General features: G+C 62.5%; 25 protein-coding genes. 8 read left to right on the top strand and 17 right to left on the bottom strand.

All coding sequences use genetic code 11. From position 1 onward, the window contains the following. Window positions 1–143: 143 nt before the first annotated feature. Together CSQ93_RS00595 and CSQ93_RS00590 are read left to right on the top strand one after the other, a co-directional pair. Window positions 144–932 carry an AraC family transcriptional regulator gene (locus CSQ93_RS00595; RefSeq protein ID WP_233515973.1) on the top strand — a complete coding sequence of 263 codons (789 nt, stop codon included), beginning with the start codon at window positions 144–146 and terminating at the stop codon, window positions 930–932. A 76-nt stretch (window positions 933–1,008) separates the two neighbouring features. Further along, window positions 1,009–1,374 (top strand): VOC family protein, encoded by a 366-nt coding sequence (locus tag CSQ93_RS00590; RefSeq protein ID WP_099376665.1) that lies wholly within the window; start codon window positions 1,009–1,011, stop codon window positions 1,372–1,374. Here the strand turns inward: CSQ93_RS00590 and CSQ93_RS00585 are convergent. Beyond that, window positions 1,371–2,276 carry a LysR substrate-binding domain-containing protein gene (locus tag CSQ93_RS00585; protein WP_199534203.1) on the bottom strand — a complete coding sequence of 302 codons (906 nt, stop codon included), beginning with the start codon at window positions 2,274–2,276 and terminating at the stop codon, window positions 1,371–1,373. The genes CSQ93_RS00590 and CSQ93_RS00585 overlap by 4 nt on opposite strands. Window positions 2,277–2,436: 160 nt before the next feature. Between CSQ93_RS00585 and CSQ93_RS00580 the strand changes: the two genes are divergently transcribed. Then, window positions 2,437–3,615, top strand: coding sequence for an acyl-CoA dehydrogenase (locus CSQ93_RS00580; RefSeq protein WP_035822683.1), 1,179 nt, complete (start codon window positions 2,437–2,439; stop codon window positions 3,613–3,615). Then, the gene (locus CSQ93_RS00575) at window positions 3,615–4,862 is read left to right on the top strand and encodes a CaiB/BaiF CoA transferase family protein (protein ID WP_099376286.1); all 1,248 of its coding nucleotides are present in this window, start codon (window positions 3,615–3,617) and stop codon (window positions 4,860–4,862) included. Before CSQ93_RS00580 ends, CSQ93_RS00575 begins: the two co-directional genes overlap by 1 nt. Before the next feature lie 52 nt (window positions 4,863–4,914). Here CSQ93_RS00575 and CSQ93_RS00570 read toward each other — a convergent pair whose 3' ends face one another. Genes CSQ93_RS00570 through CSQ93_RS00560 form a run of 3 tightly spaced genes read right to left on the bottom strand, consistent with a single transcriptional unit; the run spans window position 4,915 to window position 6,720 of the window. Continuing rightward, window positions 4,915–5,241: a barstar family protein gene (locus CSQ93_RS00570; RefSeq protein ID WP_099376285.1), complete on the bottom strand. Its 327-nt coding sequence runs from the start codon at window positions 5,239–5,241 to the stop codon at window positions 4,915–4,917. Between the two features lie 8 nt (window positions 5,242–5,249). Then, window positions 5,250–6,059, bottom strand: coding sequence for a 4-hydroxy-tetrahydrodipicolinate reductase (gene dapB, locus CSQ93_RS00565; RefSeq protein WP_099376284.1), 810 nt, complete (start codon window positions 6,057–6,059; stop codon window positions 5,250–5,252). 19 nt (window positions 6,060–6,078) lie between these two features. Beyond that, a complete protein-coding gene (locus tag CSQ93_RS00560) occupies window positions 6,079–6,720 on the bottom strand; it encodes an outer membrane protein assembly factor BamE (protein ID WP_442778290.1) in 642 nt (213 codons plus the stop codon). 195 nt (window positions 6,721–6,915) lie between these two features. Between CSQ93_RS00560 and fur the strand changes: the two genes are divergently transcribed. Next, complete coding sequence (fur, locus tag CSQ93_RS00555; RefSeq protein ID WP_099376283.1) at window positions 6,916–7,347, top strand: ferric iron uptake transcriptional regulator; 432 nt, start codon at window positions 6,916–6,918, stop codon at window positions 7,345–7,347. Window positions 7,348–7,408: 61 nt separating this feature from the next. Here the strand turns inward: fur and hrcA are convergent, their stop codons facing one another. Next, window positions 7,409–8,425 (bottom strand): heat-inducible transcriptional repressor HrcA, encoded by a 1,017-nt coding sequence (gene hrcA / locus CSQ93_RS00550; protein ID WP_035822689.1) that lies wholly within the window; start codon window positions 8,423–8,425, stop codon window positions 7,409–7,411. A gap of 115 nt (window positions 8,426–8,540) precedes the next feature. Continuing rightward, window positions 8,541–9,266: an HAD family hydrolase gene (locus CSQ93_RS00545; RefSeq protein WP_199534202.1), complete on the bottom strand. Its 726-nt coding sequence runs from the start codon at window positions 9,264–9,266 to the stop codon at window positions 8,541–8,543. 245 nt (window positions 9,267–9,511) lie between these two features. Here CSQ93_RS00545 and CSQ93_RS00540 point away from each other — a divergent pair, with 245 nt between their 5' ends. Next, complete coding sequence (locus tag CSQ93_RS00540; RefSeq protein ID WP_099376281.1) at window positions 9,512–10,108, top strand: hypothetical protein; 597 nt, start codon at window positions 9,512–9,514, stop codon at window positions 10,106–10,108. A gap of 37 nt (window positions 10,109–10,145) precedes the next feature. Continuing rightward, complete coding sequence (locus CSQ93_RS00535; RefSeq protein WP_158301062.1) at window positions 10,146–10,724, top strand: hypothetical protein; 579 nt, start codon at window positions 10,146–10,148, stop codon at window positions 10,722–10,724. Between the two features lie 186 nt (window positions 10,725–10,910). Here CSQ93_RS00535 and mmsB read toward each other — a convergent pair whose 3' ends face one another. From mmsB to CSQ93_RS00510, 5 genes are read right to left on the bottom strand one after another with little or no spacing between them, the layout of a single operon-like run. Next, window positions 10,911–11,813 (bottom strand): 3-hydroxyisobutyrate dehydrogenase, encoded by a 903-nt coding sequence (mmsB, locus tag CSQ93_RS00530; protein ID WP_099376279.1) that lies wholly within the window; start codon window positions 11,811–11,813, stop codon window positions 10,911–10,913. A gap of 23 nt (window positions 11,814–11,836) precedes the next feature. Beyond that, window positions 11,837–12,991, bottom strand: a complete 1,155-nt coding sequence (locus tag CSQ93_RS00525) for an enoyl-CoA hydratase/isomerase family protein (RefSeq protein WP_099376278.1) — start codon at window positions 12,989–12,991, stop codon at window positions 11,837–11,839. Then, on the bottom strand, window positions 12,984–13,769 hold the full coding sequence (locus tag CSQ93_RS00520) for an enoyl-CoA hydratase (RefSeq protein ID WP_099376277.1): 786 nt from the start codon (window positions 13,767–13,769) through the stop codon (window positions 12,984–12,986). The genes CSQ93_RS00525 and CSQ93_RS00520 overlap by 8 nt, the downstream gene beginning before the upstream one ends. Further along, complete coding sequence (locus CSQ93_RS00515; RefSeq protein WP_099376276.1) at window positions 13,766–14,926, bottom strand: acyl-CoA dehydrogenase family protein; 1,161 nt, start codon at window positions 14,924–14,926, stop codon at window positions 13,766–13,768. The genes CSQ93_RS00520 and CSQ93_RS00515 overlap by 4 nt, the downstream gene beginning before the upstream one ends. An 11-nt stretch (window positions 14,927–14,937) precedes the next feature. Beyond that, window positions 14,938–16,446: a CoA-acylating methylmalonate-semialdehyde dehydrogenase gene (locus tag CSQ93_RS00510; protein WP_099376275.1), complete on the bottom strand. Its 1,509-nt coding sequence runs from the start codon at window positions 16,444–16,446 to the stop codon at window positions 14,938–14,940. 157 nt (window positions 16,447–16,603) lie between these two features. On the opposite strand from CSQ93_RS00510, the gene CSQ93_RS00505 reads away from it, so the two are divergent. Beyond that, on the top strand, window positions 16,604–17,986 hold the full coding sequence (locus tag CSQ93_RS00505) for a short-chain fatty acyl-CoA regulator family protein (protein ID WP_099376274.1): 1,383 nt from the start codon (window positions 16,604–16,606) through the stop codon (window positions 17,984–17,986). A 1-nt stretch (window position 17,987) separates the two neighbouring features. On the opposite strand, the gene CSQ93_RS00500 is transcribed toward CSQ93_RS00505, so the two are convergent. Genes CSQ93_RS00500 through CSQ93_RS00475 form a run of 6 tightly spaced genes read right to left on the bottom strand, consistent with a single transcriptional unit; the run spans window position 17,988 to window position 23,737 of the window. Then, entirely contained in the window at window positions 17,988–19,043 is a 1,056-nt protein-coding gene (locus CSQ93_RS00500) for an adenosine deaminase family protein (RefSeq protein WP_099376273.1), read from the bottom strand. A 25-nt stretch (window positions 19,044–19,068) separates the two neighbouring features. Then, complete coding sequence (locus tag CSQ93_RS00495) at window positions 19,069–20,013, bottom strand: nucleoside hydrolase (RefSeq protein ID WP_233515971.1); 945 nt, start codon at window positions 20,011–20,013, stop codon at window positions 19,069–19,071. Between the two features lie 19 nt (window positions 20,014–20,032). Then, window positions 20,033–21,064 (bottom strand): ABC transporter ATP-binding protein, encoded by a 1,032-nt coding sequence (locus CSQ93_RS00490; protein ID WP_099376272.1) that lies wholly within the window; start codon window positions 21,062–21,064, stop codon window positions 20,033–20,035. Window positions 21,065–21,077: 13 nt separating this feature from the next. After that, window positions 21,078–21,857, bottom strand: coding sequence for an ABC transporter permease (locus CSQ93_RS00485; protein ID WP_035822719.1), 780 nt, complete (start codon window positions 21,855–21,857; stop codon window positions 21,078–21,080). Then, entirely contained in the window at window positions 21,854–22,693 is an 840-nt protein-coding gene (locus CSQ93_RS00480; RefSeq protein ID WP_034778816.1) for an ABC transporter permease, read from the bottom strand. Before CSQ93_RS00480 ends, CSQ93_RS00485 begins: the two co-directional genes overlap by 4 nt. A gap of 21 nt (window positions 22,694–22,714) precedes the next feature. After that, complete coding sequence (locus CSQ93_RS00475) at window positions 22,715–23,737, bottom strand: ABC transporter substrate-binding protein (RefSeq protein WP_233515970.1); 1,023 nt, start codon at window positions 23,735–23,737, stop codon at window positions 22,715–22,717. Between the last annotated feature and the right edge of the window lie 56 nt (window positions 23,738–23,793).

Below are 23,793 nucleotides of genomic sequence, written 5' to 3'. Positions count from 1 at the left end.
GTGCGACCAGCGTGGCCCGGCCAATAGTGGATATGAACCGAGCATTATACTGGTTGTCGCCGCCCGATAGCGCGGCGCGCTGGCGGCCCGGGTTCGCATATTTTGGCCGGCGCGCAATTATGCTGTGTAATATATACACAATCTTGTTCTTTGCATCAAAGCCGGCCATGATCGTCTACCAGGAATATCCGCCCATCCCCGCCCTGCGGCCCTGGCTCGATTGCGTCTGGACGTGCCGCGTGCAAACGGGCGCCATGCCCCAGACGCATCAGGTCTTGCCCGACAATTGCATCGACATCCTGTGCCAGGACCAGCAGGACGCCAGCTTTGCCGTGGGCATGATGACGGCGCCGATTGCCGTCGTCAGCCACGGTCTCGTGCAAACGGTGGCGGCCCGCTTCAAGCCAGGCGCGGCCGCCCGCTTCTTCCAGCTGCCCTTGTGCGAACTCAGCGATGGCCGCACGGGCTTGCAGCAGCTGTGGGGCCGCGAACTGGCGGCGCGCCTCGGTGACGCCCTGTGGAGCGAACCCTTGTCCAACGCGCAAAGAGTTTCTATTTTGCAAGAGTATCTATTGCTGCGCCTGCGCACCGCGCCGCCACGGCGTCAGGCGGGCGCGGCCGAGCATGCCATCGCCGCCATCGAGGCGGCAGCGGGGCAAGTGCGCGTGGACGGCCTGGCGCGGCAACTGGGCGTGTCACGCCAGCACCTTGCGCTGCAATTTCGCCAGCAAGTCGGCATCAGCCCGAAGCTGTTTGCCCGCATCTGCCGCTTTCGCGCGGCCAGCCAGGGGTTGACAAGCCTCGCGGGACAGCCGGACTGGGCGCAAGTGGCCTTGCAATATGGTTATTTCGACCAGTCGCACCTGATCCACGACTTCCAGGATTTCGCCCGCAGTTCGCCCGAGGCGTGGTTCATGTGCCGCCAGCATTGAGACCTTCCATTTTTACAATCGCGCGCCGCACGCCGATGGCATGATGGCGCCATTCTTCATTCACCAGGAGCAGAACATGATCAAGGGTTTACGCACCGTCACTTATCCCGTCCCCGACCTGGACAAGGCCAAAGCCTGGTACAGCCAGGTATTTGGCACGTCGCCCTATTTCGACCAGCCGTTCTATGTCGGTTTTAATATCGGCGGCTTCGAGCTGGGCTTGCTGCCAGATGGCCAGCCTGGCGCGCAGGGCAGTGTGACGTACTGGGGCGTGGACGGCATCGAGCAGGAAGTCGAGCGCATCGTGGCCCTGGGCGGCACCTTGCACCATCCGATCACGGACGTGGGCGACGGCATCCGCACGGTGGAATTGCTCGACCCGTTCGGCAACCAGATCGGCCTGATCGACAATCCCCATTTCGATACCAGCAAAGTCGTTTAGGCGGCTTCGCCCTGCAGCCATGCGCGAAATTGCTGCAAGGCCGTCTTTTCATGCGCCGTTTCGGGCGTGATCAGGTAATACGCGCGCTGGCCGCGCAGTGGGCGCTCGCATGCGATCTGCAATTCGCCACGCGCCAGTTCCGCTTCGACCAGCATGCGTGGCAGCAAGACCACGCCCTGCCCTTGCACGGCCGCCATGGCCAGCATGGAAAACAGTTCATAGCGGGCGCCATAGTGCGCCCCATCGCGTCCTTCTCCCTCGACCTGCATGGCGTCAAACCACTGGCGCCAGGCGCCTGGGCGCGTACTTTGCTGCAACAAGGTCAGTTCCAGCAAATCCTGCGGCTGCCACTCGCTGCGCGCCGCCAGCAGGCGCGGGCTGGCGACGGGCACGATTTCCTCATGCATGAGCAAGGTGGCGCGCGTGCCGGGCCAGCGCGCCAGCTGCTCGGGCGTGCCCGCATACAGCGCGCCGTCGTATTCCGTATCGGCAAACATGAACGGTTTTGTGTAGGCGTCGATATGCACGACGATGTCCGGGTGCAAACCCGCCAGCGACGACAGCCGCGGCATCAGCCAGCGCGTGGCAAACGTGGGAACGGAAGCGAGCTGCAAGGCGCCGCCGCCGCCCTGGCGCGCCATGGTGTCGAGCGTGTCGCGCTCCAGGCCATCGAGGCGGGCGGCGATCTGCCGCGCATACGCGGCGCCGGCGCTGGTCAGCAGCACGCCATGGCGCGTGCGCTGGAACAGTTGCACGCCAAGAAAGCTTTCCAGGGATGAAATCTGGCGCGACACGGCGCTTTGCGTCAGCGACAGTTCGCGCGCCGCATGCGTGTAGCTCTGGTGCCGCGCCGCCGCCTCGAAGCAGTTCAAGGCTTGCAGCATGGGGATTTTGCGTGACATGGGGGTATCCGGCCGGTAAAAGACCCCTAGTATGCCGCAAGATATGCGCAGCACGCATGTCTGGGTGCGAAAAAATCGTTTGCGCAAGGCTAGGCAAAAATCTACCATGAGCAATATTCAATCTTGCGCCGATCACCGGCGCTCACCTGCGAGGCCTGTGATGAGCAAAACCGTATTCGACTGGAATTCCCCCCTGCTGCTGGAAGAACAACTGACGGGCGACGAACGCGCCGTGCTGGAAGCGGCCCGCGACTATTGCCAGGGCAGCCTGGTGCCACGCGTACTCGAATCGTTCCGCCATGGCCGCACCGACGCGGCCATCTTCCGCGAAATGGGCGAACTGGGCTTGCTGGGCACCACCATACCCGAAGAATACGGCGGCGCCGGGCTGAACTATGTTTGCTACGGCCTGGCCGCACGCGAAGTCGAGCGCGTCGATTCGGGCTACCGCTCGATGATGAGCGTGCAATCCTCCTTGGTGATGGTGCCGATCAACGCTTTCGGCAACGAAGAAACCAAGCAAAAATACCTGCCGAAACTGGCGACGGGCGAATTCATCGGCTGCTTCGGCCTGACGGAACCGAACCACGGCTCCGACCCGGGCAGCATGGTCACGCGCGCGCGCAAAGTGCCGGGCGGCTATAGCTTGTCCGGCGCGAAGATGTGGATCACCAACAGCCCGATTGCCGACGTGTTCGTCGTCTGGGCCAAGGACGATGAAGGTGCGATCCGCGGCTTCGTGCTGGAAAAAGGCTGGAAAGGCCTGTCGGCGCCGGAAATCCACGGCAAGGTCGGCTTGCGCACCAGCATCACCGGTGAAATCGTCATGGATGAAGTATTTTGCCCGGAAGAAAACGCCTTCCCCGACGTGCGCGGCCTGAAAGGCCCGTTCACTTGCCTGAACAGCGCCCGTTACGGCATCGCCTGGGGCGCGCTGGGCGCGGCCGAAGACTGCTACCTGAAGGCTCGCCAGTACACGATGGACCGCCAGCAATTCGGCCGCCCATTGGCCGCGAACCAGCTGGTGCAAAAGAAACTGGCCGACATGCTGACGGAAATCACCATGGGCTTGCAAGGCTGCTTGCGCCTGGGCCGCATGAAGGATGAAGGTTCGCCCGCCGTGGAAATCACCTCGATCATGAAACGCAACAGCTGCGGCAAGGCCCTCGATATTGCCCGCGTGGCGCGCGACATGATGGGCGGCAACGGCATTTCCGACGAGTTCGGCGTCATCCGCCACCTGGTCAACCTGGAAGTGGTCAATACCTATGAAGGCACGCACGATGTGCACGCGCTGATCATCGGCCGCGCCATCACCGGCATCGCCGCCTTCAACTAATGGACGCCTTGGCTTCCACCCTGCGGCCCGCGCCGCTGGTCGGCTTGCGCGTGCTCGACCTGTCGCGCGTGCTGGCTGGCCCCTGGGCCGGGCAAATGCTGGCCGACCTGGGCGCCGACGTGGTCAAGGTTGAACAGCCGGGCCGCGGCGACGACACGCGCTCCTGGGGCCCGCCCTACCTGAAAGACGAGGACGGCCATGATACTGCCGAGGCCGCCTATTTCCAGTGCGCCAACCGCAACAAGCGCTCGCTATGCATCGACCTGGCTGCTCCCGAAGGCCAGGCGCTGGTGCGCCAGCTGGCGGCCGAATCAGATGTCTTGCTGGAAAATTTCAAGCTCGATGGCTTGAAGCAATACGGCCTCGATGCGGCCAGCTTGCTGGCACTCAACCCGCGCCTCGTGTATTGCTCGATCACCGGCTTTGGCCAGGATGGACCGTACGCGGCGCGCGCCGGCTATGACTTCCTGATCCAGGGCATGGGCGGCTTGATGAGCATCACGGGCGTGCCCGATGGCCAGCCGGGCGCCGGGCCGCAAAAAGTGGGTGTGGCGCAGACGGATATCCTGACGGGCCTGTATGCCACCATCGCCGTGCAGGCCGCGCTGGCCGAACGGGAACGCTCGGGACTGGGTCAGCATATCGACCTGGCCTTGCTCGACGTGCAAGTAGCGGCGCTGGGCAACCAGGCAGCCAACTACCTGTGCGGGGGAAAAGTGCCGCAGCGCATGGGCAATGCGCATCCGAACATTGTCCCATATCAAGACTTTCCCACGGCCGATGGCGACATGATTCTGGCGATCGGCAACGATGGGCAGTTCTCCCGCTTTTGCGCCGTCGCCGGCCATCCGGAATGGGCGCAGGATGAACGCTTCGCCACCAATCCGCAGCGCGTGGCGCACCGGGCAATCTTGATCCCCTTGATGCGCCAGACCACGGTCATGCGCACGACGGCCGAGTGGATCAGCGCCTTCGAGGCGCAAGCCGTGCCGTGCGGCCCCGTCAACCGCATCGACCAGGTCTTTGCCGACCCGCAAGTGGTGGCGCGTGGCTTGAAAGTGGAGATGCCGCATCCGACGGCGGGCACGGTGGCGCTGGTGGCCAATCCCGTGCGCCTCTCAAGCTCGCCAGTGCAATACCGGCTACCGCCGCCGCTGCTGGGCCAGCATACGCAGGAAGTGCTGCAGCAATGGCTGGGGTTGGACAGTGGAGAGATTGACGGCTTGCGCGAGCGCAAGATCGTCTAAAGAAAAACGCCGGCCAGTTGTAAAACTGTCCGGCGTTTTTTTATCTTCAGCGTTACTTCAGCGTCAATTTCAGCGCCGGTTTTTCGCCATAATCTTCATAGCGTTCATTGATGCCGGCGATACAGAACGTGATTTCTTCCAGTAAATCAGGCACTTGCGCTTTCATTGCCTCCGCGTCTTGCACGACGATGTCCAGCACTTCATTTGGCTTCAGACGGAACTTGCTCATGCCGTCCTCGTCGCGCAGATAGCTGAGGCAATCGACCCAGGCATCCATGCTGTTGCCGTAGAACTCGGGGAAACCGAAGGCTTGCACGCATTGCGCGTGAAAGCTCGCTGCGTCGGTGATATCTTTTCCATTCAGGATGGCAGTGGCCATGATCTTCCTCAGTTCTTCAGCGACAGCACATCCTGCATGTCGAACAGGCCGGTAGGCTTGTCGGCCAGGAAACGCGCGGCGCGCAGGGCGCCGTGGGCGTAGGTGACGCGACTGCTCGACTTGTGGCTGATCTCGATACGCTCGCCGATGCCGGCAAACAACACCGTATGGTCGCCGACGATATCGCCACCGCGGATGGTGGCAAAGCCGATGGTCGACGGGTCGCGTTCGCCCGTCACGCCTTCGCGGCCGTACACGGCGCATTCCTTCAAGTCGCGGCCCAGGGCGCCGGCCACCACTTCACCCATTTGCAGGGCCGTGCCCGATGGCGCATCGACCTTGTGGCGGTGATGGGCTTCGATGATCTCGATATCGTAGCCTTCGGACAGGCTTTTCGCGGCCAGTTCCAGCAGCTTCATGGTGACATTCACGCCCACGCTCATGTTCGGTGCGAACATGATGGCCGTCTTTTCGGCGGCGGCGGCAATCGCAGTCTTGCCCGCGTCATCGAAACCGGTGGTGCCGATGATCATCTTGATGCCGTGCTCGGCGCAATACGCGAGGTGCTGCAAAGTGCCTTCTGGACGCGTGAAGTCGATCAGGTAATCGGCGCCAGCCAGGCCGCTGGCCAAGTCGGATTCGATCAGCACGCCGGCAGGCTTGCCGAGGAAGGCGGCGGCATCCTGGCCGACGGAAGGCGAACCAGCGCGGTCGAGCGCGCCGGCCAGCACGGCGTCGGGTGCATTGCTGACGGCTTCGATCAGGATATGGCCCATGCGGCCGCTGGCGCCAGCGATGGCAATTTTCAGTTCAGTCATTTTATTCTCTTACAACAACTTATTTGGTGGGTTCGGCAGCAGGTGCAGGTGCAGGCTCAGCGGCAGGCACCGTTGCAGGTGCTGGCGCAACGTCAGGCTTGCTCACAGGAATGGCAGGAGCGGCATCGGCTGGTACCGGCACGGCGCTTGGCGCCACGGGCGATGGCACGGCGGCGGCAGGCACGTCGGCCTTGGCGACCTTGGCGAATGGCGACGGGCCGGCGATGCGGTCGATGTATTCTTTCTCTGTCGGCAAGTTGCCGCCTTCGAAACGTTCAACCTTGCCATCCTTGCCGAAATACACAACTACGCGGCTGGTAGTGGTTTCGCCACTGCCCCGGGCCAGGCGGAATGGATAATCCCAGCGGTCGGCATGGAAGATGTCGGTCAGCAACGAGGTGCCGAGGACGAAACGCACCTGGTCGCGCGTCATGCCCACTTTCAACTGGGCCAGCATCTCTTCGGAGACAAAGTTGCCTTGCTGAATGTCAGGACGATACGGCGAGAAAAACCACATGAATTTTTGCAGCGGCGTGACGGTCGTCGTCTGCGCGCCCTGCTCGGGCACGACCTCCTTGCCTTCTTTCAACGTGATGGCCGGCTTTTCACCCAGGATGCCGCGGCTGGCACAGCCAGACAGCGTCAACGCGACACAGACCATGCCTGCCACGACTGGTGCTCGAAATGAAATACGGTGCCAGAGAGATGGCAATACAGCCGGTGTTACGCGCATAAATGACCTCAATTTGATGAACAAAACGCCAGGAGTGGCCGGCCTGCCAAAAAATGCATATTTTGGCACTCCCCGCTAAAACGCTATATGATAAAGCACCTGACCCACATACGAGCAACAAACATGAGTAACAATCCTAGTGATCTCAAGGCAAGCGGCCTGAAAGCCACCCTGCCACGGCTGAAGATACTCGATATCTTCCAGAGTAGCCCGGTACGCCACCTGACCGCGGAAGACGTCTACAAGATTCTGCTGGCCGACAATATGGATGTCGGTTTAGCAACTGTCTACCGCGTCCTGACGCAATTCGAACAGGCCGGCTTGCTCAATCGCAACCATTTTGAAACCGGCAAGGCAATTTTCGAGCTCAACGAAGGCTCCCACCACGACCACCTGGTGTGCCTCGACTGTGGCCGGGTCGAAGAATTCTTCGACGAAGACATCGAAATCCGCCAGCAAAAAGTGGCCGAAGAGCGCGGCTTCAAGATCGCCGAACACGCTTTGGCCATCTACGGCAACTGCATCAAGGTAGCCTGCCCGCACAAAACAGCCTGACGTCTGACACATTCCGCCGGCCGTTCCCGCAAGGGGGCGGCCGGCGCTGTACGGCTAACGATCAGTGATGGCTGAGCGCACTGGACAGTAATTTGGCCGTAATATCGACGATCGGGATGACGCGCTCGTAAGCCATGCGCGTCGGTCCGATCACTCCCAACGTTCCCACGATCTTGCCGTTGACTTCATACGGCGCCGTCACCACGCTCATCTCATCCATCGGCACCAGGTTCGATTCGCCGCCGATAAAAATCTGCACACCCGTCGCCTTGCTCGATACGTCGAGCAGCTGCATCAAGCCCGTCTTTTGCTCGAACATGTCGAACATCTGACGCAGCGAATGCATATTCGATGACAGATCGCTCACGCTGAGCAAGTTACGCTCGCCGGAAATCACCATGTCGTCGCTATGGTCGGCCATCGCTTCACTGCCCGCCTCCACGGCCGCCTGCATCAGGCTGCCCATGTCGTCGCGCAACTGGCGCAATTCGCCCTGCAGGCGCACGCGCACGGCATCGAAGGACAGGCCGCCATAATTCTGATTGATGTAATTGGCCGATTGCACAAGTTGCGCCGGCGTATAGTCGGCTTCCGTCAGCAATAAACGGTTCTGCACGTCGCCGCCCGGAGCGACGATGACGAGCAGGATGCGCTTTTCGGACAGGCGCAGGAATTCGATTTGCTGGAATACGGATTCGCGGCGCGGACTGAGCACGACGCCGGCAAACTGCGACAGCGACGACAGCATCTGCGCCGCGTTGGCGATGGTTTTTTGCGGTTGCGGCGTCTGCAGGCGCATGCGCGATTCCACCATATGCTCGTCCAGGTGCCGGACCGTCAGCAAGGTGTCGACAAAGATGCGGTAGCCCCGCGGCGTGGGGATGCGTCCGGCCGAGGTGTGCGGACTGGACACATAACCGAGCTCTTCCAGGTCGGCCATGATATTGCGGATCGTGGCCGGCGACAGGTCGAGGCCGGAAATTTTCGACAAAGCGCGCGAACCGACCGGCAGGCCGTCGGCGATATATCGCTCGACCAGGGCTTTCAGCAGTGTTTGGGCACGTGTATCGAGTTGCATGGTGTTTTATTTAGGCAAGTATTTCTTAGCAAGTATTTTTTAAGCAAGCGGCAACGAAAGCGGCCGAACGTGCAGCAACAGCGCCTATTATGCACGTTCGCCCGGCCCGCGGCGATCAATCTTCCAATTGCTGCTGCAGCCATCGCAGCAACTCGTCAAAGTTGGCGCAGATGGCGTCGGGCTGCACGCCGGCGGCCAGATGGGCATCGCTGCCCTTGCGGTTCATCCAGACGGCACGCATGCCCGCCCCCTGCGCTCCCGTCACGTCGAAATATAGATCGTCGCCGACATACACGGCTTCATGAGGCGCCACGTCCAGCGCGGCGCAAGCGGCCAGGAAGATGCTGGCGTCGGGCTTGGCCACGCCAAAGTCGCTGGCGGCGATCGATACCTTGAAATGCTGCGCCAGGCCGATAATGTCAAGGTCCGCATTGCCGTTCGAGATTGAGCCGACCAGCATGCGCTGGCGCATCCAGACCAGGCCAGGCAAGACATCGTCATACGGCTGGACGCGGTTGCGCGCGGCCAGGAATTGCAGGATAGCCCCGTCGACCAGGGCGGGATCCTCGCCGGCCGCCTCGAAGGCGGCCAGCAGGCCTGCGCGGCGCAACTCGATCAGGTTGCCATGGAAATGCGGTTGTTCATTGAGCATGGCCAGACGGTGCTGGCGCAGCACCTCGATGGAAAACTGCTGCGCCACCTTGGGCGCGTGCGTGGCCAGCCAGTCGTGCAGCAGGGTTTCGGCGGCGGCAATCACGGGCGCGATGGGCCACAAGGTATCGTCGAGGTCAAACAGGATGGCCTTGGGCGGCACGGCGGGTTTTACAGGAGCAAGGGACATGGGACTCACAATGGGATGCTGCGTCACGCTGCGCAGAGTGTAGCTATTGTCGCACCGATCGCCGCCGCCGGCATGGCTGCGCCCCCGTGAAATGGGGCCGGGCCAGCGCTTCCCGGCGAAAAATTGTTACAGGGTGATACAAGGCAAGATCATCCAGCTTGCCAGATAGACTAAAATAGGCGCCATTCCAATGCGGCGCCAGCGTCCGCGTTGCGCTACCCAACCTAATTCGTTTTGGAGACTGTATGAAAAATTTGTACCTGCGCTCGATGCTGGCGGCGGCTTGCGCCGCCACACTGGCAGCCTGCGGCGGCAGCGGCGGCAACCTGTATCTGCAAGTCCAAGTCGGCGGCCTGGCCAAGGATGGCCTGATTCTCTTGAATGACGGGGAACGCTTGCCCGTTACGGTGGGCCAGACCAACGTTGTTTTCACCAAGCTGGTCAAGACCGATGACCGCTACGACATCACCATCGCGCAACAGCCCAAGGGCGCCGTTTGCACACTGACCAATGGCGTCGGCAAGGCATCGAGCTACTCCGTGAACATGGCATCCGTGACCTGCAAGACCAACACCTATCCGCTGAGCGGCACGGTTACGGGCCTGGCCGCGGATGGCTTGCGCCTGGTGATGGGCTCCATCAACACCTCCCTGCTGCTTGGCGCAACCGGCTACGAATTCAGCGTTGCTGACGGCGCCGCGTACGGCATTTCCATACTGACGCAGCCAACGGGCCAGAAGTGCCGCTTCCAGGGTTCCAGCAGCGCCGACGGCAGCGATACGGTCGGCACGATGGGATCTGCCGCCACGACCGCAGCCACACTCGACTGCAAGCCGCAGTAATCCTTGCGATCCGTCACCTATTTTTGGAGAAATATACATGAAGTTATCCTGCTTGCGCCCACTCGCCGCACTGCTGCTGACCTTGGGACTGGCCGCTTGCGGCGGCAAGGCCTCGTATGAGGTCAGCGGCACGATCTCCGGTTTGAACAATGAAGGGCTGATCCTGGTCAATGGCGGCGATCCCCTACCGGTTCCTGCGGGGAAAACAGCGTTTACCTTTGCCAAGCGCATCGACTATGGTACCGACTACAACATCACTGTGCAAACCCAGCCTGCCCACATGACTTGCAGCATCAGTGGTGGTTCCGGTTCGGCAGGCCATTACATCAATATCAGCGCCGCTGTTTCTTGTTTTCAAAACACGTATACCTTGGGCGGCACGGTTTCCGGCCTGACGGTGGACGGCCTGGTACTGATTAACGGTAGTGCAACAACAACGGTGGCCAAGGACGCCACGACCTTTACCATGGGCTCTGTCGCCTATGGCGACACCTATGGCGTCAGCGTCTCCGTTCAGCCTAAGGGTCTGCAGTGCGTCGTACAGCCAGGGACCGAAAAAGGCACCATGGGCGAAGCGAACGTGACGACGGTGAAGATCGTTTGCAATCCGGCCTGAGTGGCGGCAACGGTAGCCGCTGCGCGGCTACCGGGAAGAGATATCACGGAAATCTATAGTTGATATTCCAAAGATAAATTGGAGTTATATGTGGCGACGCAGCATAATGCATCTGTCTCCTCCAACTCTTCCAAGAATTGGATTTAGCCCGCTTTTACCAGCGGGCTTTTTTTTGCCCAAAATTCCTCACGCGGGCTTATTCAAGCCCGGCTGCAGCATCTGCACGATGCTGGAGAAATCCTGCTGCGCATAACCGGCTTGCGCATGCATCTGGTACAACTGGCGCACCAAGCCGCCCAAGGGCGTGGGCGCGTTCGCCGACAGGGCCGACTGTTGCGCCAGGCCCAGGTCTTTCAACATCAGCGCCGTGCCGAAGCCGCCCGTGTAATTGCGCGACGCGGGCGTGCCGTCCATGACACCGGGCCACGGGTTGTACACTTCCAGGGTCCAGTTGCGGCCCGAACTCTTGGCCATGATGTCGGACAGCACTTTCGGGTCCAGGCCATGCGCCACGCCCAGGTTCAGCGCTTCTGCGGTACCTGCCATCAAGATACCCAGCAGCATGTTGTTGCAAATCTTCGCCACCTGGCCCGCGCCCGCCTCGCCCGCATGGAAGATGTTCTTGCCCATCTTTTCCAGCAAAGGCCGCGCCTGCTGCAAGGCCGCTACACTACCGCCAACGATGAAAGTCAGGGTGCCGGCCGCCGCGCCCGCCGTGCCGCCCGAGACGGGCGCATCGATCATGGCAAAGCCGCGCTCGCTGGCCGCCTGCGCCACTTGCCGCGCCACATCGGCGGCGATGGTGCTGCAATCGATGAACAAGGCGCCAGGCTTGGCCGAGTCCAGCACGCCGCCTGCCGCCAGGTACAGTTCCTGTACGTGCTTGTTGGCTGGCAACATGGTGATGACGGCGTCGGCCGTCTGCACGGCAGCGCTGGCGGACGCCGCCGCCGTGGCGCCCGCCTCGACCAGGGACGCCACTGCCGCCGGCGCCAGGTCGAACACGGACACGTGGAAGCCTGCGGCCACCAAGTTGCGGGCCATCGGCGCACCCATGTTGCCCAAGCCGATGAAAGCGATATGTTGCATGGTAAAAATCTCCTGTTGTTCTTTTAATGCAGGTCGCGCAAAGGATGGCTATCCCATGGCGCCGCGAAATATTCATTAAGATACGCATCGCTGACCTCGGCCAGGCTGGCCGGCTGCCACTGCGGCGCGTTGTCCTTGTCGATCAGCAAGGCGCGCACGCCTTCGCGGAAATCGGCATGGGCACAGCATTGCACGGCCACGATCAATTCCAGCTGGAACACTTGCGCCAGACTCATGTGGCGTGTGCGTACGCGCATGGCCCACACCAAGACGGCCGAAGTGGGCGCACCCTTGTCGAGCGAGTGGGCCGCCTTTTGCAGCCAGGCCGACTCGCCGTCATACGCGGCAATGGCGGCCACCACCTCGGGCAAGGTAGGCGCTTGCGTCAAGGCGGCGATGGCGTCGAAGTTGGCGCGCACTTCGGAGGCGGGCAGCATGGACACCGGGGCCGAGAAGCCGCGCAGCAGGCGGTCCAGCTGCTCGCTGTTCGCCTGCGGACTGGCTTGCCATTGCGCCAGCGCCAGCGCGTCGAGCACCATGGCACGCTCTTCCTGGCGCAGGAAATAGTCGCCGAGACCCGCAAACAGGGCATCGGCCGCGTTCATCGGCGCCCCCGTCAGCCCCAGGAACAGGCCGCTGCGTCCCGGCATGCGGCCCAGGAACCAGCTGCCGCCCACGTCGGGAAACAGGCCGATCGTGATTTCCGGCATGGCGATGCGCGTGCTTTCCGTCACCACGCGGTGGCTGGCGCCCGCCATCAGGCCCAGGCCGCCGCCCATGACGATGCCGCCGCCCCACACCAGCAGCGGTTTCACGTACGTATGGATGCGGTGGTCGAGCCGGTATTCCTCGGTAAAGAAAGCCAGCGCCTGCGGGTTAGGCACGACGCCCGGCTGCTCGACGATGGCCGTGCGCAGGCTGCGCACGTCGCCGCCCGCGCAGAAAGCCTTGTCGGTTGACGATTGCAGCACCACGCAGGCGATGGCAGAGTCACTGGCCCAGCGCACGAGGGCGCCATCGATGGCGCGGATCATCTCCAGGGTCAGGGCATGCAAGGACTTTGGCGCGTCCAGGGTGATGACGCCCAGCTTCATGCCGCCAGGACAGTCGCGTTCCTCGATCTTCACAGTTTCAATACTGACGGTCTCAACCAAGGTTTCAGCCACGATTTCACCCATTCTTCCACTCCGCCGGACGTTTTTCCAGGAACGCTTGCACGCCCTCTTTCTGGTCTTGCGTATCGAACAAGCCGAGGAACAAGGTGCGCTCATCGGGCAAGGAATTGACCAGCGGATGGCTGCGCGCGCCCTGGATCAGGGTCTTGCACGCCGTCACGCTGCTGGGGCTTTGACGGGCCACCTTGGCGGCCAGGGCCAGCGCCGTGGCGGCAGCCTTGCCGGTTGGCACGACTTCCTCGACCAGGCCGATAGCCAGCGCCTTGGCCGCATCGACGCGTTCGCCACATAAAATCATGCGCTTGGCCCAGCCTTCGCCCACGAGCCACGGCAGGTGCTGCGTGCCGCCCGCGCACGGCAGCAAGCCGACGGACGCTTCCGGCAAGGCCATCTGCGCATGTTCCTCGGCAATACGGATATCGCAAGCCAGTGCGCATTCGAGCCCGCCGCCCATGGCATAGCCATTGATGGCGGCGATGCTGACGCCGCGAAACGCGGACAGCGCCTCGAACGCTTCGCCAAAGGCGGCGGCCATATTGAAAGCCATGTCCTTGTCGCCATCGGCAAACACTTTCAGATCAGCGCCAGCCGAGAAGAACTTGGCGCCGCCGCCCGTGATCACCAGTGCGTACACGTCCGGGTCGGCATTCAGGTCGGCCACCAGCTGCGTCAGCGCGTTCAGGCTGGCCAGGGTCCACGTGTGGGCGGGCGGGTTGTCGAGAGTCACCAGGGCCGTGTGGCCATGGCGTTCCAGCAGCAGATTTGTATACACTTTGGTCATCGCAAGTTCTCCGTGGCGCCATCTTTCAAAATCGCTCGCGCGACGATCAGGCGCATGATTTCATTCGTTCCTTCCAGGATCTGGTGCACCCGCGTGTCGCGCACGTGGCGCTCGAGCGGATACTCGCGGATGTAGCCATAGCCGCCGTGCAATTGCAGCGCATCGTTGGCCACATTAAAACCCACATCCGTGGCGAAACGTTTTGCCATGGCGCAATACGCCGTGGCGTCCGGGCTTTCCTGGTCCAGTTTCCAGGCGGCCAGGCGCACCATCTGGCGCGCCGCCACCAGTTCCGTCAGCATGTCGGCCAGCTTGAATTGCAGGGCCTGGAACTGCGCCAGTTCGCGGCCGAACTGCGTGCGCTCCTTCATGTACACCTGTGCCCGCGTGAGGGCAGCCTGCGCCGTGCCCACCGAGCACACGGCGATATTGATGCGCCCGCCATCGATGCCCTTCATGGCAATGGCAAAACCTTCGCCTTCCGCGCCCAGCAAGTTGCCAACCGGCACTTTCACCTGGTCAAAGCTGATGATGCGCGTGGGCTGGCTGTTCCAGCCCATCTTTTCTTCTTTCTTGCCATACACGATGCCAGGCAAGTTGGCCGGCACGGCAAACGCGGAAATACCGGCCGCGCCCTCGCCGCCCGTGCGTGCCATGACGATCAGCATGTCCGTCTGGCCCGCGCCGGAAATGAAGGCTTTCGTACCGTCGAGTACATAAAAGTCGCCATCCCTGACGGCCTTGGTGCGCAGCGATGCCGCGTCGGAACCGGATTGCGGTTCTGTCAGGCAATAGCTGGCCAGCTTCTGGCCGGCGGCCAGGGCCGGCACCCATTCGTCGCACAGGGCTTCCTGCCCCCAGCGCGACAGCATCCAGGTGGCCATGTTGTGGATCGTGATGTAGGCCGTAGTCGAGGTGCAGCCACCGGCCAGCTCCTCGAAGATGATGGCCGCGTCCTGGCGGCTCAAGCCCAGGCCGCCCCAGCGTTGCGGCGTGTACAGGCCGCAAAAGCCCATCTCACCCGCCTTGGCAATCGTTTCCACTGGGAAAATCGATTCCGCATCCCAATGCGCCGCGTGCGGCGCCAGTTCGCCTTCGGCAAACGCGCGCGCCGCCTGCTGGAACTCGCGCTGCTCGTCGCTCAGTTCAAAGTCCATGGTCCGGCTCCTTACTTGAGGCTGATGGTGGTGTTGACCTTGCCCACCGAGGCCGCGTCCGTGAACCAGCGCTGGGTAATCGTCTGCGTCTGCGTGTAGAACAGCACGACTTGCTTGCCGAACGGACCCAAATCGCCCAGCTTGGAGCCGCGCGAACCCGTAAAGCTGAACAGGGGAACGGGCACGGGAATGGGCACGTTGATGCCGACTTGTCCCACGTCGATTTCTTCCTGGAAATAGCGCGCGGCCGCGCCGCTTTGCGTGAACAGGGCCGTGCCATTGCCATTCGGATTCGCGTTGACCAGCGCAATCGCTTCATCGAGGGTATCGACTTCGACGACGATCAGCACGGGCCCAAAGATTTCCTGGTCATACACTGCCATGCCAGGTTTCACGCCAGACAGAATCGTCGGTCCGACAAAGTTGCCGTTCGGATAGCCATCGACCTTCACGTCGCGGCCATCGAGGGTCAGCACGGCGCCCTGTTCGATGCCCTTGGCGACCAGGCTGTGCACGCGCTCTTTTGCCGCGCAGGAAATCACGGGACCCAGGTCAGGATTGTCCTTGCCCGCGCCGACCGTCAAGGTTTGCGCCTTGGCGGACAATTCCGGCAGCCAGTCGCGTGCTTCGCCCACCAGCACGGCGACGGAGGCTGCCATGCAGCGCTGGCCGGCGGCGCCGAAGCCTGCGCCCAGCAGCTGATTCAGAGTCTGTTCTTTATTAGCGTCCGGCAAGACGACGGCGTGGTTCTTGGCGCCCATCATGCATTGCGCGCGCTTGCCGTTCAGGCTGGCGCGCTGGTACACATGCGTGCCCACCTTGCTGGAACCAACGAACGAGATCGCCTTGATGTCCGGGTGGTCGCACAGGGCGTTGACGACGTCTTCGCCGCCGTGAATCACGTTCAGCACGCCGGCCGGAATACCCGCCTGCAAGGCCAGGCGCACGAGTTTTTCCGTCACGAGCGGGTCTTGCTCCGATGGTTTCAGCACGAAAGTGTTGCCACAGGCAATCGCCATCGGGAACATCCACAGGGGGATCATGGCAGGGAAATTGAACGGGGTAATGCCGGCGCACACACCCAGCGGCTGCATCACGCTGTAGGTATCGACGCCGCCGGCCACGTTTTGCGCATATTCACCCATTTGCAGGGTGCCGATATTGGCCGCATGCTCCACCACTTCCAGGCCACGGAAGACGTCGCCTTCCGCGTCGAGCAGGGTCTTGCCCTGTTCCATGGTGAGCGTCGCGGCCAGGTCGGCCATGTTTTCGCGGATCAGCTGCTGGAGTTTGAGGAAGATGCGGGCGCGCGCGCCAATCGGCGTCTTGCGCCATGTCTTGAAGGCGCGCTGGGCCGAGGCGATGGCCGCGTTGACTTCATCCGGCGTGGCGAACGGTACCTTGGCCAATACTTCCTGCGTGGCCGGGTTGACGACGTCGCGCCAGACGGTGGTGCGGGATTCAACCCATTCGCCATTAATCAATAAAGGAACGGTCGGAATTGTAGTCTGCGTGGTCACTCGGTGTCTCCTTGTATGGGTAGTGGTCTGTTTGCATTATTCGCATAATACGGGCCGCAAACAAGGCGTGAAAATGCGAGATAATGCAAAGCTGAATCTGTTAATCTGCAAATGTTGTAAATTTGCAGATTCCACAAACCGGGGAAGAGGAAACGCAATGGCAAAGGTTTTCATGGGCGTGCGCCTGCAGCGGCTGCGCGAGGAACGGCGCATGACGCAGGTGGCGCTGGCCAAGTCCCTGGGCATTTCACCCAGCTACCTGAACCAGATGGAGCGCAACCAGCGCCCGCTGACGGTGCCGATTTTGCTGCGCATCGGCACCGTGCTGGGGGTCGATCCGCAAATCTTTTCCGAACACGACAGCGCCAGCCTCGTGGCCGACGTGCGCGACGTGTTCGGCGAATTGCCCGACGCGTCGCCCACCTCGATGGCCGAGCTCAAAATGCTGGTGGAAAACATGCCGGAACTGGCGCGCTCGATCTTGCTGCTACAACGGCGCTACCGCGTGATGGCGGAGCGGGCTGACACGTTGGCCGCGCGCCTCGATCACGGCAGCCGCGGCGCCAGTTCGGCGGCGCCCTCCACGGACGAGGAAGTGCGCGAATACCTGAACCGGCGGCAAAACTATATCGATGAACTGGACCGGGCGGCGGAGCTGGTGGCGGGCGAACTCGATCCGCAACTGCGCGCGCTCGACGCGCTGCAAGGCCGGCTGCTGGAGCGCCACGGCATCCAGGTGCAACTGTCCGATGGCGACGCGGGCATGGTGCGCAAACACCGCTTTGACGCCCAGCAACACATCCTGTGGCTGCCCGACACCTTGACGGGCGGCCAGCGCGCCTTCCAGATGGCGGCGCAAATCAGCCTGCTCGAACACAGCGAGCTGATCGACGCGCTGGTGCTGGCGGCGGGACTCTCCGGCGCGGCGGCGCAAACGAGCGCGCGCCTGGCATTCTCGAATTACTTTGCCGGCGCCCTGCTGATGCCCTACCAGCGCTTTTTGCAGGCGGCGGAAACGCGCGCCTACGATATCGAGCGCCTGGCGCACCAGTTCGGCGTGGGTTTCGAAGCCGTCTGCCACCGCCTGAGCACCATGCAGCGCCCCGAGGCAGCGGGACTGCCCTTCTTCTTCGTGCGCGTCGACCGCGCGGGCAATGTCTCGAAGCGCCAGTCGGCCACGGATTTTCACTTTTCAAGGGTGGGCGGCACGTGCCCGCTGTGGATCGTCTACGACGCCTTCAGCCATCCGGGGCAAGTACTCACGCAAGTGGCCAGCATGCCGGACGGCTGCACCTATCTGTGGATCGCGCGCCAGGTCAGCACGGCGTCACCGGGTTTCAGGGCGCCGGGCAAAACCTTTGCCGTGGCGCTGGGCTGCGACATCTCGCAGGCGCACCGATTGATTTATTCGAAAGGACTCGACTTGCACGACCCGAGCAGCGCCACGCCCATCGGCACGGGCTGCAAGGTGTGCGAGCGCCAAAGCTGCCCGCAGCGGGCGTTTCCGTCGCTGCTGGCCCCACCACCGGCGTCGGCCTGATTTACTCGACGACCCTGGCGCGCAGTAGGTCGAACTCGCGCGTAAATTGCGCGCGCCAGTCGCGCCGCGTGCTGTCGTCTATCCAGGCCGCGTCGAGGCCATTCAACATGAAGCCGCGCATGTCATCGAGGCCGAAACCAAATTCGCGCATCATCATCCAGGCGCCCGTCGGCGTCACGTGGTGCAGGGTCGGATCGTCCGTGTTCGGATGCAGTTTCAGGCCCAGCTTGGCCATGGCGCGGATCGGGTGGTCGAGCGCCCAGCGCTCGGGCGCCAGGGTGCGCAAGTAATACGAATTGGTCGGCACGACCGTAAATACGAGACCGCGCTCCACGCAGCGCTGCGCCAGTTCCGGGTTGTCGACGATGGTGTAGCCATGGTCGACCCGGTCCACCTGCAATTGCTCGATGGCCGTCGCCACATTCATCCACGGCATGCCGAATTCGCCCGCGTGCGCCGTGCACTTGAAACCCGCCTCGCGCGCGGCGCGGTAGGCTTCGATGAACAGCTCTGGCGGGCGGTCGTTTTCGCGGTAATCGATGCCGATGCCGATGACTTCCGGCGCGCGGTAAGCCTTCATCCATTCCACCATCTGCACGGCTTCCGCGGGGGCCGCTTCGCGGTCGATGCTGGGGATCAAACGGCCGATCACGCCAAAATCGCGCTGCGCGTCGCGGATGGCGGCCACGATGGCGTCTTGCGCTGCGTCATAGCGGATGCCCGACACGCGCACGGTGCCGGTGGGGTTCCAGAAGAACTCCGCGTAGCGCACGCCGTGGCCATGCACGTCTTCCAGGTATTCGTAGGCGAGGCAGTACAGGTCCGTCGGCGAGACGATCAGATGCGCGTCGAGCGCGCGCAGCACGCGCAGCACACCGACGGGCTTGTCGCCGCGCGTGTAAAACGCGTCGATTTCCTCTGGGGTGACGACATTGCCCGTCTTGGCGGCCAGCGCGCGGAAAGTAGCCTGGCGCACCGTGCCAAACAGGTGGCAATGCAGCTCCACTTTCGGCATGGCACGTAAAAACTGTTCGATGCTCAGGGGTGAATTAGACATGAAGCTCGTTTCGTAGTGAAGTGGGTCAGACGAGAATGGCGGCCAGGCGGCGCATCAGGCACTCGATGGCGGCCGGGCCATCGGCCAGCATCGCCACTTGCGTGTTGATGGCAGCGCGGCGCGGCACGCGGAATTCGCACACCGTCATGCCGCGCGTCAGTTCGCCCGTCAATTCGATGGCCACGTGAGCCGGCTGGAACTGGAACAGCTGCGGCGCTTCCAGGTACAAGGCCACCACCGGGTCGTACATGGGCATCGGCACGGAACCGTCGCTGCTGCGGATGCGCACATACGCTTCCAGGTAGCCGGCCAGACGCTGCGCGCGCGGCGTGCCGATGGCGCGCAGGCGTTCCACTTCCAGTTTAGTGACCAGCAGCTGACGGCACAGGTTCAAGCCGAACATGCGCAGCGGGATGCCGGCCTGGAAAACCTGGGCGGCCGCTTCCGGATCCGCATAGATATTGAATTCGGCCGCCGCCGTATGGTTGCCCTGGTCGGTCGAGCCGCCCATCAAAATGATTTCGACGATTTTTTCCGCGATATCGGGCGCCTTGGCCAGCGCGGTTGCGATATTGGTCATCGGCGCAATCGCCATGATGGTGATCTGGCCAGGATACTTGCGCACGGCGGCGATCAGCGCGTCGACGGCGTGGCCGGGAGCATCCGTGGCGGCGCCCCGCGGCAGGATCTCGCCCGTGGTGGGCATGCCGCTGTCGCCGAGGATGCGCTGCGCCGTTTCGATGACGCCGGCCAGCGGTTCTTCGCAGCCCCGGTAGATCGGCACCGTCAAGCCATCATGCGCCTTGATGCGCAAGGCATTGTCGTAGGTGATGTCGACGGGCGCATTGCCCGCCACCACGCTCACGCCCAGCCACTCGATGTCGGGATTACTGCCCAACAGCAACATCGTCAGCCAGTCGTCGAAACCGGGATCGGTGTCGAGCCAGATCTTTTTCAAGGCTTGGGTCATGATGCTTTCCATTAAGAAATTACGCGCTCAGCCACAGGGCGCTGTCGGACGGCAGCACGAACGACACGGCCGTGCCTTCGCGCCAGGTGGCGCCGCCGGCTGCGCAAATGCCCTTGACCTGGCCCAGCGGCGTTTGCAGCAGGTATTCGACGGTGTCTCCCAGGAAGCCACGCGCCAGCACGGTGCCTGGATATTGCCCCGCCGCGTCGTCGGCCGCGCACACGCGCACCTTGTCCGGACGCCAGCCCAGCACCGTGGTGCCGGCAGCGACGGGCGACGTGTACGGCAGGCTGGCGCCCGCGTGGTGCAGCGCGCCGTCGCGGTAGTCGAACAGGTTTTCAAAACCCATGAAGTTGGCGACAAAACGCGTCGACGGCGTATTGAAGACGGCTTCCGGCGCGGCCAGCTGCTCGATGCGCCCGCCGTTCATGACGACGATGCGATCGGACAGGGCCAGCGCTTCTTCCTGGTCATGCGTCACGTACAGCATGGTGATGCCCAGCTCGCGCTGGATGCGGCGCAGTTCCGCGCGCATCTGCACGCGCAGCTTGGCGTCCAGGTTCGACAGCGGTTCATCGAGCAGCAGCAGGGCCGGCTCGACGACGATGGCGCGCGCCAGCGCCACGCGCTGCTGCTGGCCGCCGGACATTTGCGCCGGCAGGCGCGTTTCAAAACCCGTCAGGCCGACGGCCGCGATCACGGCTTCCACTTTGGTTTTCAGCAAAGCTGGCGCGACCTTGCGCAGACGCAAACCAAAAGCGATGTTGTCGTATACATTCAAGTGCGGGAACAGCGCATACGACTGGAACACCATGCCGATATTGCGTTTGTTCGGCGCCAGCTTGCCGATTTCGCGGCCATCCAAAATGATGCGGCCCGACTGCAGCGGCATCAGGCCGGCGATGGCGCGCATGGTGGTGGTCTTGCCGCAGCCGCTGGGGCCCAGCAGGGAAATCAATTCGCCCTGCTCGACGTGCAGGTCCAGGTCTTTCACGGACGTCGTGTTCTTGGCGTAGCCGAGGTTCAGCTTGTGCAGTTCCAGATAACTCATGGTGTGTTGCCTCTTACATGTATTTAGAAATGCCCAGCACCTTCTCGGTCACCATCACGAAGGCCATGGTGAACAAGACCAGCAAGGTCGACAGGGCAGCGATCGACGGGTCGAAGCTGTTTTCCATATGCCCCAGCATCTCGATCGGCAAGGTGCTGATGCCGGGTCCTGTCAGGAACAGCGAGACGGGCACCTGGTTGAACGAGGTGACGAAGGCGAGGAAGAAGGCGGCGATCACGGCGTTGCGGATATTCGGCAGCACGATCATGAAGAACGCGCGCAAACGCGATGCGCCCAGCGTGATGGCCGCATCCTCGATATCCACGCGCAAATTCACCAGGCTGGCGTACACCACGCGCACCGAATACGGAATCAGCAGCGCGATATGGCCGATCAGCAGGCCCACATACACGGGCGCGTTGATGGTCAATACCAGGTGGTGCAGCAAGCCCAGGCCGACGAGGATGGCGGGAATGATCAGCGGCGACGTCAGGATCTGGCGGATGGCGCCGATGCCGGGCGGCGGCATGCGCGAAAACGCATACGCGACGGGTATGCCCAGCAACAGCGCGATAACGGTGGCGATCAAGCCGATTTCCAGGCTGGTCTGGAAGGCGCGGCGGAACTCGGGCGCCGACCACACTTCGAGAATCCAGCGCAGCGAATACGACTCGGGCGGGAACGCCAGGGTTTCGCCGCCGGAAAAACCTGCCAGCACGACGATGGCGAAAGGCCCCAGCAGGAACAAAAACACCAGCCAAAGGACGGCGCGCGAAAACAAGCTTTCTTTCATACGGAACTCCGGCTCGATGAAATACGTTTAAGGCCGGCATTCACCAGCAGGGTCATGCAGACGAGGATGACGGCGATGACATTCGCCGCGCCGAAGTCGCTCTCCACGCTGACCTTCTGGTACAGCAGGGTTTCCAGCATCAGCACCTTGGTGCCGCCCAGCAGGGCCGGCGTCACATAGGCCGTCACGCAGCCCGTAAACACCAGGGTGCCGCCGACCACCAGGCCTTCCTGCGTCAGCGGCAGGGTGACCTTGCAAAACACTTGCCATGGATTGGCGCCCAGGGTAGCGGCGGCCGGTTCCACGTCGCGCGGCAGGTTTTCCAGCGCGCCCGCCAGCGACATCAGCATCAGCGGCAGCAGCAGTTGCAGCAGGCCGACAAACACGGCGAACTCGCTGAACAGCAAACGCAGCGGCTCTTCCGTCAAGCCCATGTTGACGAGCGCCGCGTTGACGGCGCCATTGCGGCCCAGCAGCACGATCCAGGCGTAGGTCCGCGCGATCGGCGAGACCATCAGCGGCAGGATCATCATGCCCACCACCAGGCCGCGCCACTTCGGCGACACGCGCGCCACGGCTTGCGCGGCCGGGTAGCCGAGGATGATGGACGCCAGGGTCACCAGCGCGGCAATGCGCAGGGTGCGCCAGAAGATGGTGCGGTTGAATTCCTGCGAGAAGAATTCAATGAAGCGGTCGACGCCCCACTGCATGCCGTCGCCGACGCGGAAGGCATCGACCAGCAAGGCCAGCACGGGCAGCAGGAAGCAGACAACGATAAAGATCAGCGCCGGCAGGACCAGCAGCAGTCCCAGGCGCTTTTTTGGATCAGCAAACATGGTGTTTTCTCCTCGTCACCACTATTTGCTCATGGCCTTGTTCCACTGCGTCATCCAGTTGCTGCGCTGCTTGAGGATGGTTTCCGGCTTGACGAATTTCAGCGAGCTGATCTGGTCGGCGCCATAGGTATTGAATTGCGCAGCCGCCACGGACAGGCGCACGTCCTTGTTGACGGGCGAGTCGACCAGGTTGGTCGCCAGCTGCGTCTGCACTTCCTTGGACAGCCAGAAATCCATCAACTGGTACGCCAGGTCCGCATTCTTCGAGCCGGCAACGATGCCCATCACATTCATGCCGGCCGCCTGGCCTTCTGCCGGGATGCTCCACTTCAGGGGCAGGCCCGTCTTGAGCATTTGCGACCAGGTAAAGCGCGCCACGGGCGCGGCCCAGATTTCATCTTGCGCAAACAGGGCGGCCAGCTGCGCGCTGTTCTTCGAGAACGTGACGACGTTGCCCTTCATGCCGACGATCTTCGCAAAACCGGTGGCGTAGTCGTCCGTCTTGCCACCCCAGGCCGCATCGGCCATGCGCAGCATCAACGGGCCCTGCGTGGTGCTCACGTCAGGGAAGGCCACGCGGCCCTTCAGTTCAGGGCGCCACAGGTCCTTCCAGGACGTCAGCGGGGCGATCTTGTCGCTGCGGTACACCAGGCCGACCGAGTACAAGGTGTAGCCGACGGCGAAATTGCCGCCGATGGGGTTTTTCGCCACGTCGTACAGGGCTTTGTAATTGCTCAGCTTGGAGTAATCCATGGGCTGGATGACGCCCTTTTGCGCCGCTTCCAGCATGCCGGAATCGGACAGCAGCACCAGATCGATCACCGGATTCTTGGCGTGCACCACCAGCTTGGCGATGCGGTCCGCGTTATTCCCCGTTTCCACCTTGATATCGCACCCGCATTTGGCCTTGAACGGCTCGTACACATACTTCATGAACAAGGGCTGGGCAATCGGATAGGCCGAAATGACCAGCTCGCGTTTTTCCGCGTGGGCGGCGTTAGCCAGCAAGCCTAGGCTCAACGCCAACATGAGGTGCTTTTTCAAGATGCTTCCTTTCAGGGGACGGCGCTGCGGGACAGCGCCTGTAAAGATGAATCAGT

Origin of the sequence: Janthinobacterium sp. BJB426 (assembly GCF_002735705.1) — a bacterium.
Lineage (GTDB): Bacteria > Pseudomonadota > Gammaproteobacteria > Burkholderiales > Burkholderiaceae_D > Janthinobacterium.
The sequence above is the reverse complement of the archived record's forward strand: the minus strand, read 5'-3'. Positions and strand labels throughout refer to the sequence as shown.

Bases quoted from the DNA above. Each gene is read 5' to 3' on its own strand.
- CSQ93_RS00590 (WP_099376665.1), top strand. From the start codon at position 1,009: ATGATCAAGGGTTTACGCACCGTCACTTATCCCGTCCCCGACCTGGAC.
- CSQ93_RS00585 (WP_199534203.1), bottom strand. From the start codon at position 2,276: ATGTCACGCAAAATCCCCATGCTGCAAGCCTTGAACTGCTTCGAGGCG.
- CSQ93_RS00580 (WP_035822683.1), top strand. From the start codon at position 2,437: ATGAGCAAAACCGTATTCGACTGGAATTCCCCCCTGCTGCTGGAAGAA.
- CSQ93_RS00575 (WP_099376286.1), top strand. From the start codon at position 3,615: ATGGACGCCTTGGCTTCCACCCTGCGGCCCGCGCCGCTGGTCGGCTTG.
- CSQ93_RS00570 (WP_099376285.1), bottom strand. From the start codon at position 5,241: ATGGCCACTGCCATCCTGAATGGAAAAGATATCACCGACGCAGCGAGC.
- dapB (WP_099376284.1), bottom strand. From the start codon at position 6,059: ATGACTGAACTGAAAATTGCCATCGCTGGCGCCAGCGGCCGCATGGGC.
- CSQ93_RS00560 (WP_442778290.1), bottom strand. From the start codon at position 6,720: ATGGTCTGTGTCGCGTTGACGCTGTCTGGCTGTGCCAGCCGCGGCATC.
- fur (WP_099376283.1), top strand. From the start codon at position 6,916: ATGAGTAACAATCCTAGTGATCTCAAGGCAAGCGGCCTGAAAGCCACC.
- hrcA (WP_035822689.1), bottom strand. From the start codon at position 8,425: ATGCAACTCGATACACGTGCCCAAACACTGCTGAAAGCCCTGGTCGAG.
- CSQ93_RS00545 (WP_199534202.1), bottom strand. From the start codon at position 9,266: ATGTCCCTTGCTCCTGTAAAACCCGCCGTGCCGCCCAAGGCCATCCTG.
- CSQ93_RS00540 (WP_099376281.1), top strand. From the start codon at position 9,512: ATGAAAAATTTGTACCTGCGCTCGATGCTGGCGGCGGCTTGCGCCGCC.
- CSQ93_RS00535 (WP_158301062.1), top strand. From the start codon at position 10,146: ATGAAGTTATCCTGCTTGCGCCCACTCGCCGCACTGCTGCTGACCTTG.
- mmsB (WP_099376279.1), bottom strand. From the start codon at position 11,813: ATGCAACATATCGCTTTCATCGGCTTGGGCAACATGGGTGCGCCGATG.
- CSQ93_RS00525 (WP_099376278.1), bottom strand. From the start codon at position 12,991: ATGGGTGAAATCGTGGCTGAAACCTTGGTTGAGACCGTCAGTATTGAA.
- CSQ93_RS00520 (WP_099376277.1), bottom strand. From the start codon at position 13,769: ATGACCAAAGTGTATACAAATCTGCTGCTGGAACGCCATGGCCACACG.
- CSQ93_RS00515 (WP_099376276.1), bottom strand. From the start codon at position 14,926: ATGGACTTTGAACTGAGCGACGAGCAGCGCGAGTTCCAGCAGGCGGCG.
- CSQ93_RS00505 (WP_099376274.1), top strand. From the start codon at position 16,604: ATGGCAAAGGTTTTCATGGGCGTGCGCCTGCAGCGGCTGCGCGAGGAA.
- CSQ93_RS00500 (WP_099376273.1), bottom strand. From the start codon at position 19,043: ATGTCTAATTCACCCCTGAGCATCGAACAGTTTTTACGTGCCATGCCG.
- CSQ93_RS00495 (WP_233515971.1), bottom strand. From the start codon at position 20,013: ATGACCCAAGCCTTGAAAAAGATCTGGCTCGACACCGATCCCGGTTTC.
- CSQ93_RS00490 (WP_099376272.1), bottom strand. From the start codon at position 21,064: ATGAGTTATCTGGAACTGCACAAGCTGAACCTCGGCTACGCCAAGAAC.
- CSQ93_RS00485 (WP_035822719.1), bottom strand. From the start codon at position 21,857: ATGAAAGAAAGCTTGTTTTCGCGCGCCGTCCTTTGGCTGGTGTTTTTG.
- CSQ93_RS00480 (WP_034778816.1), bottom strand. From the start codon at position 22,693: ATGTTTGCTGATCCAAAAAAGCGCCTGGGACTGCTGCTGGTCCTGCCG.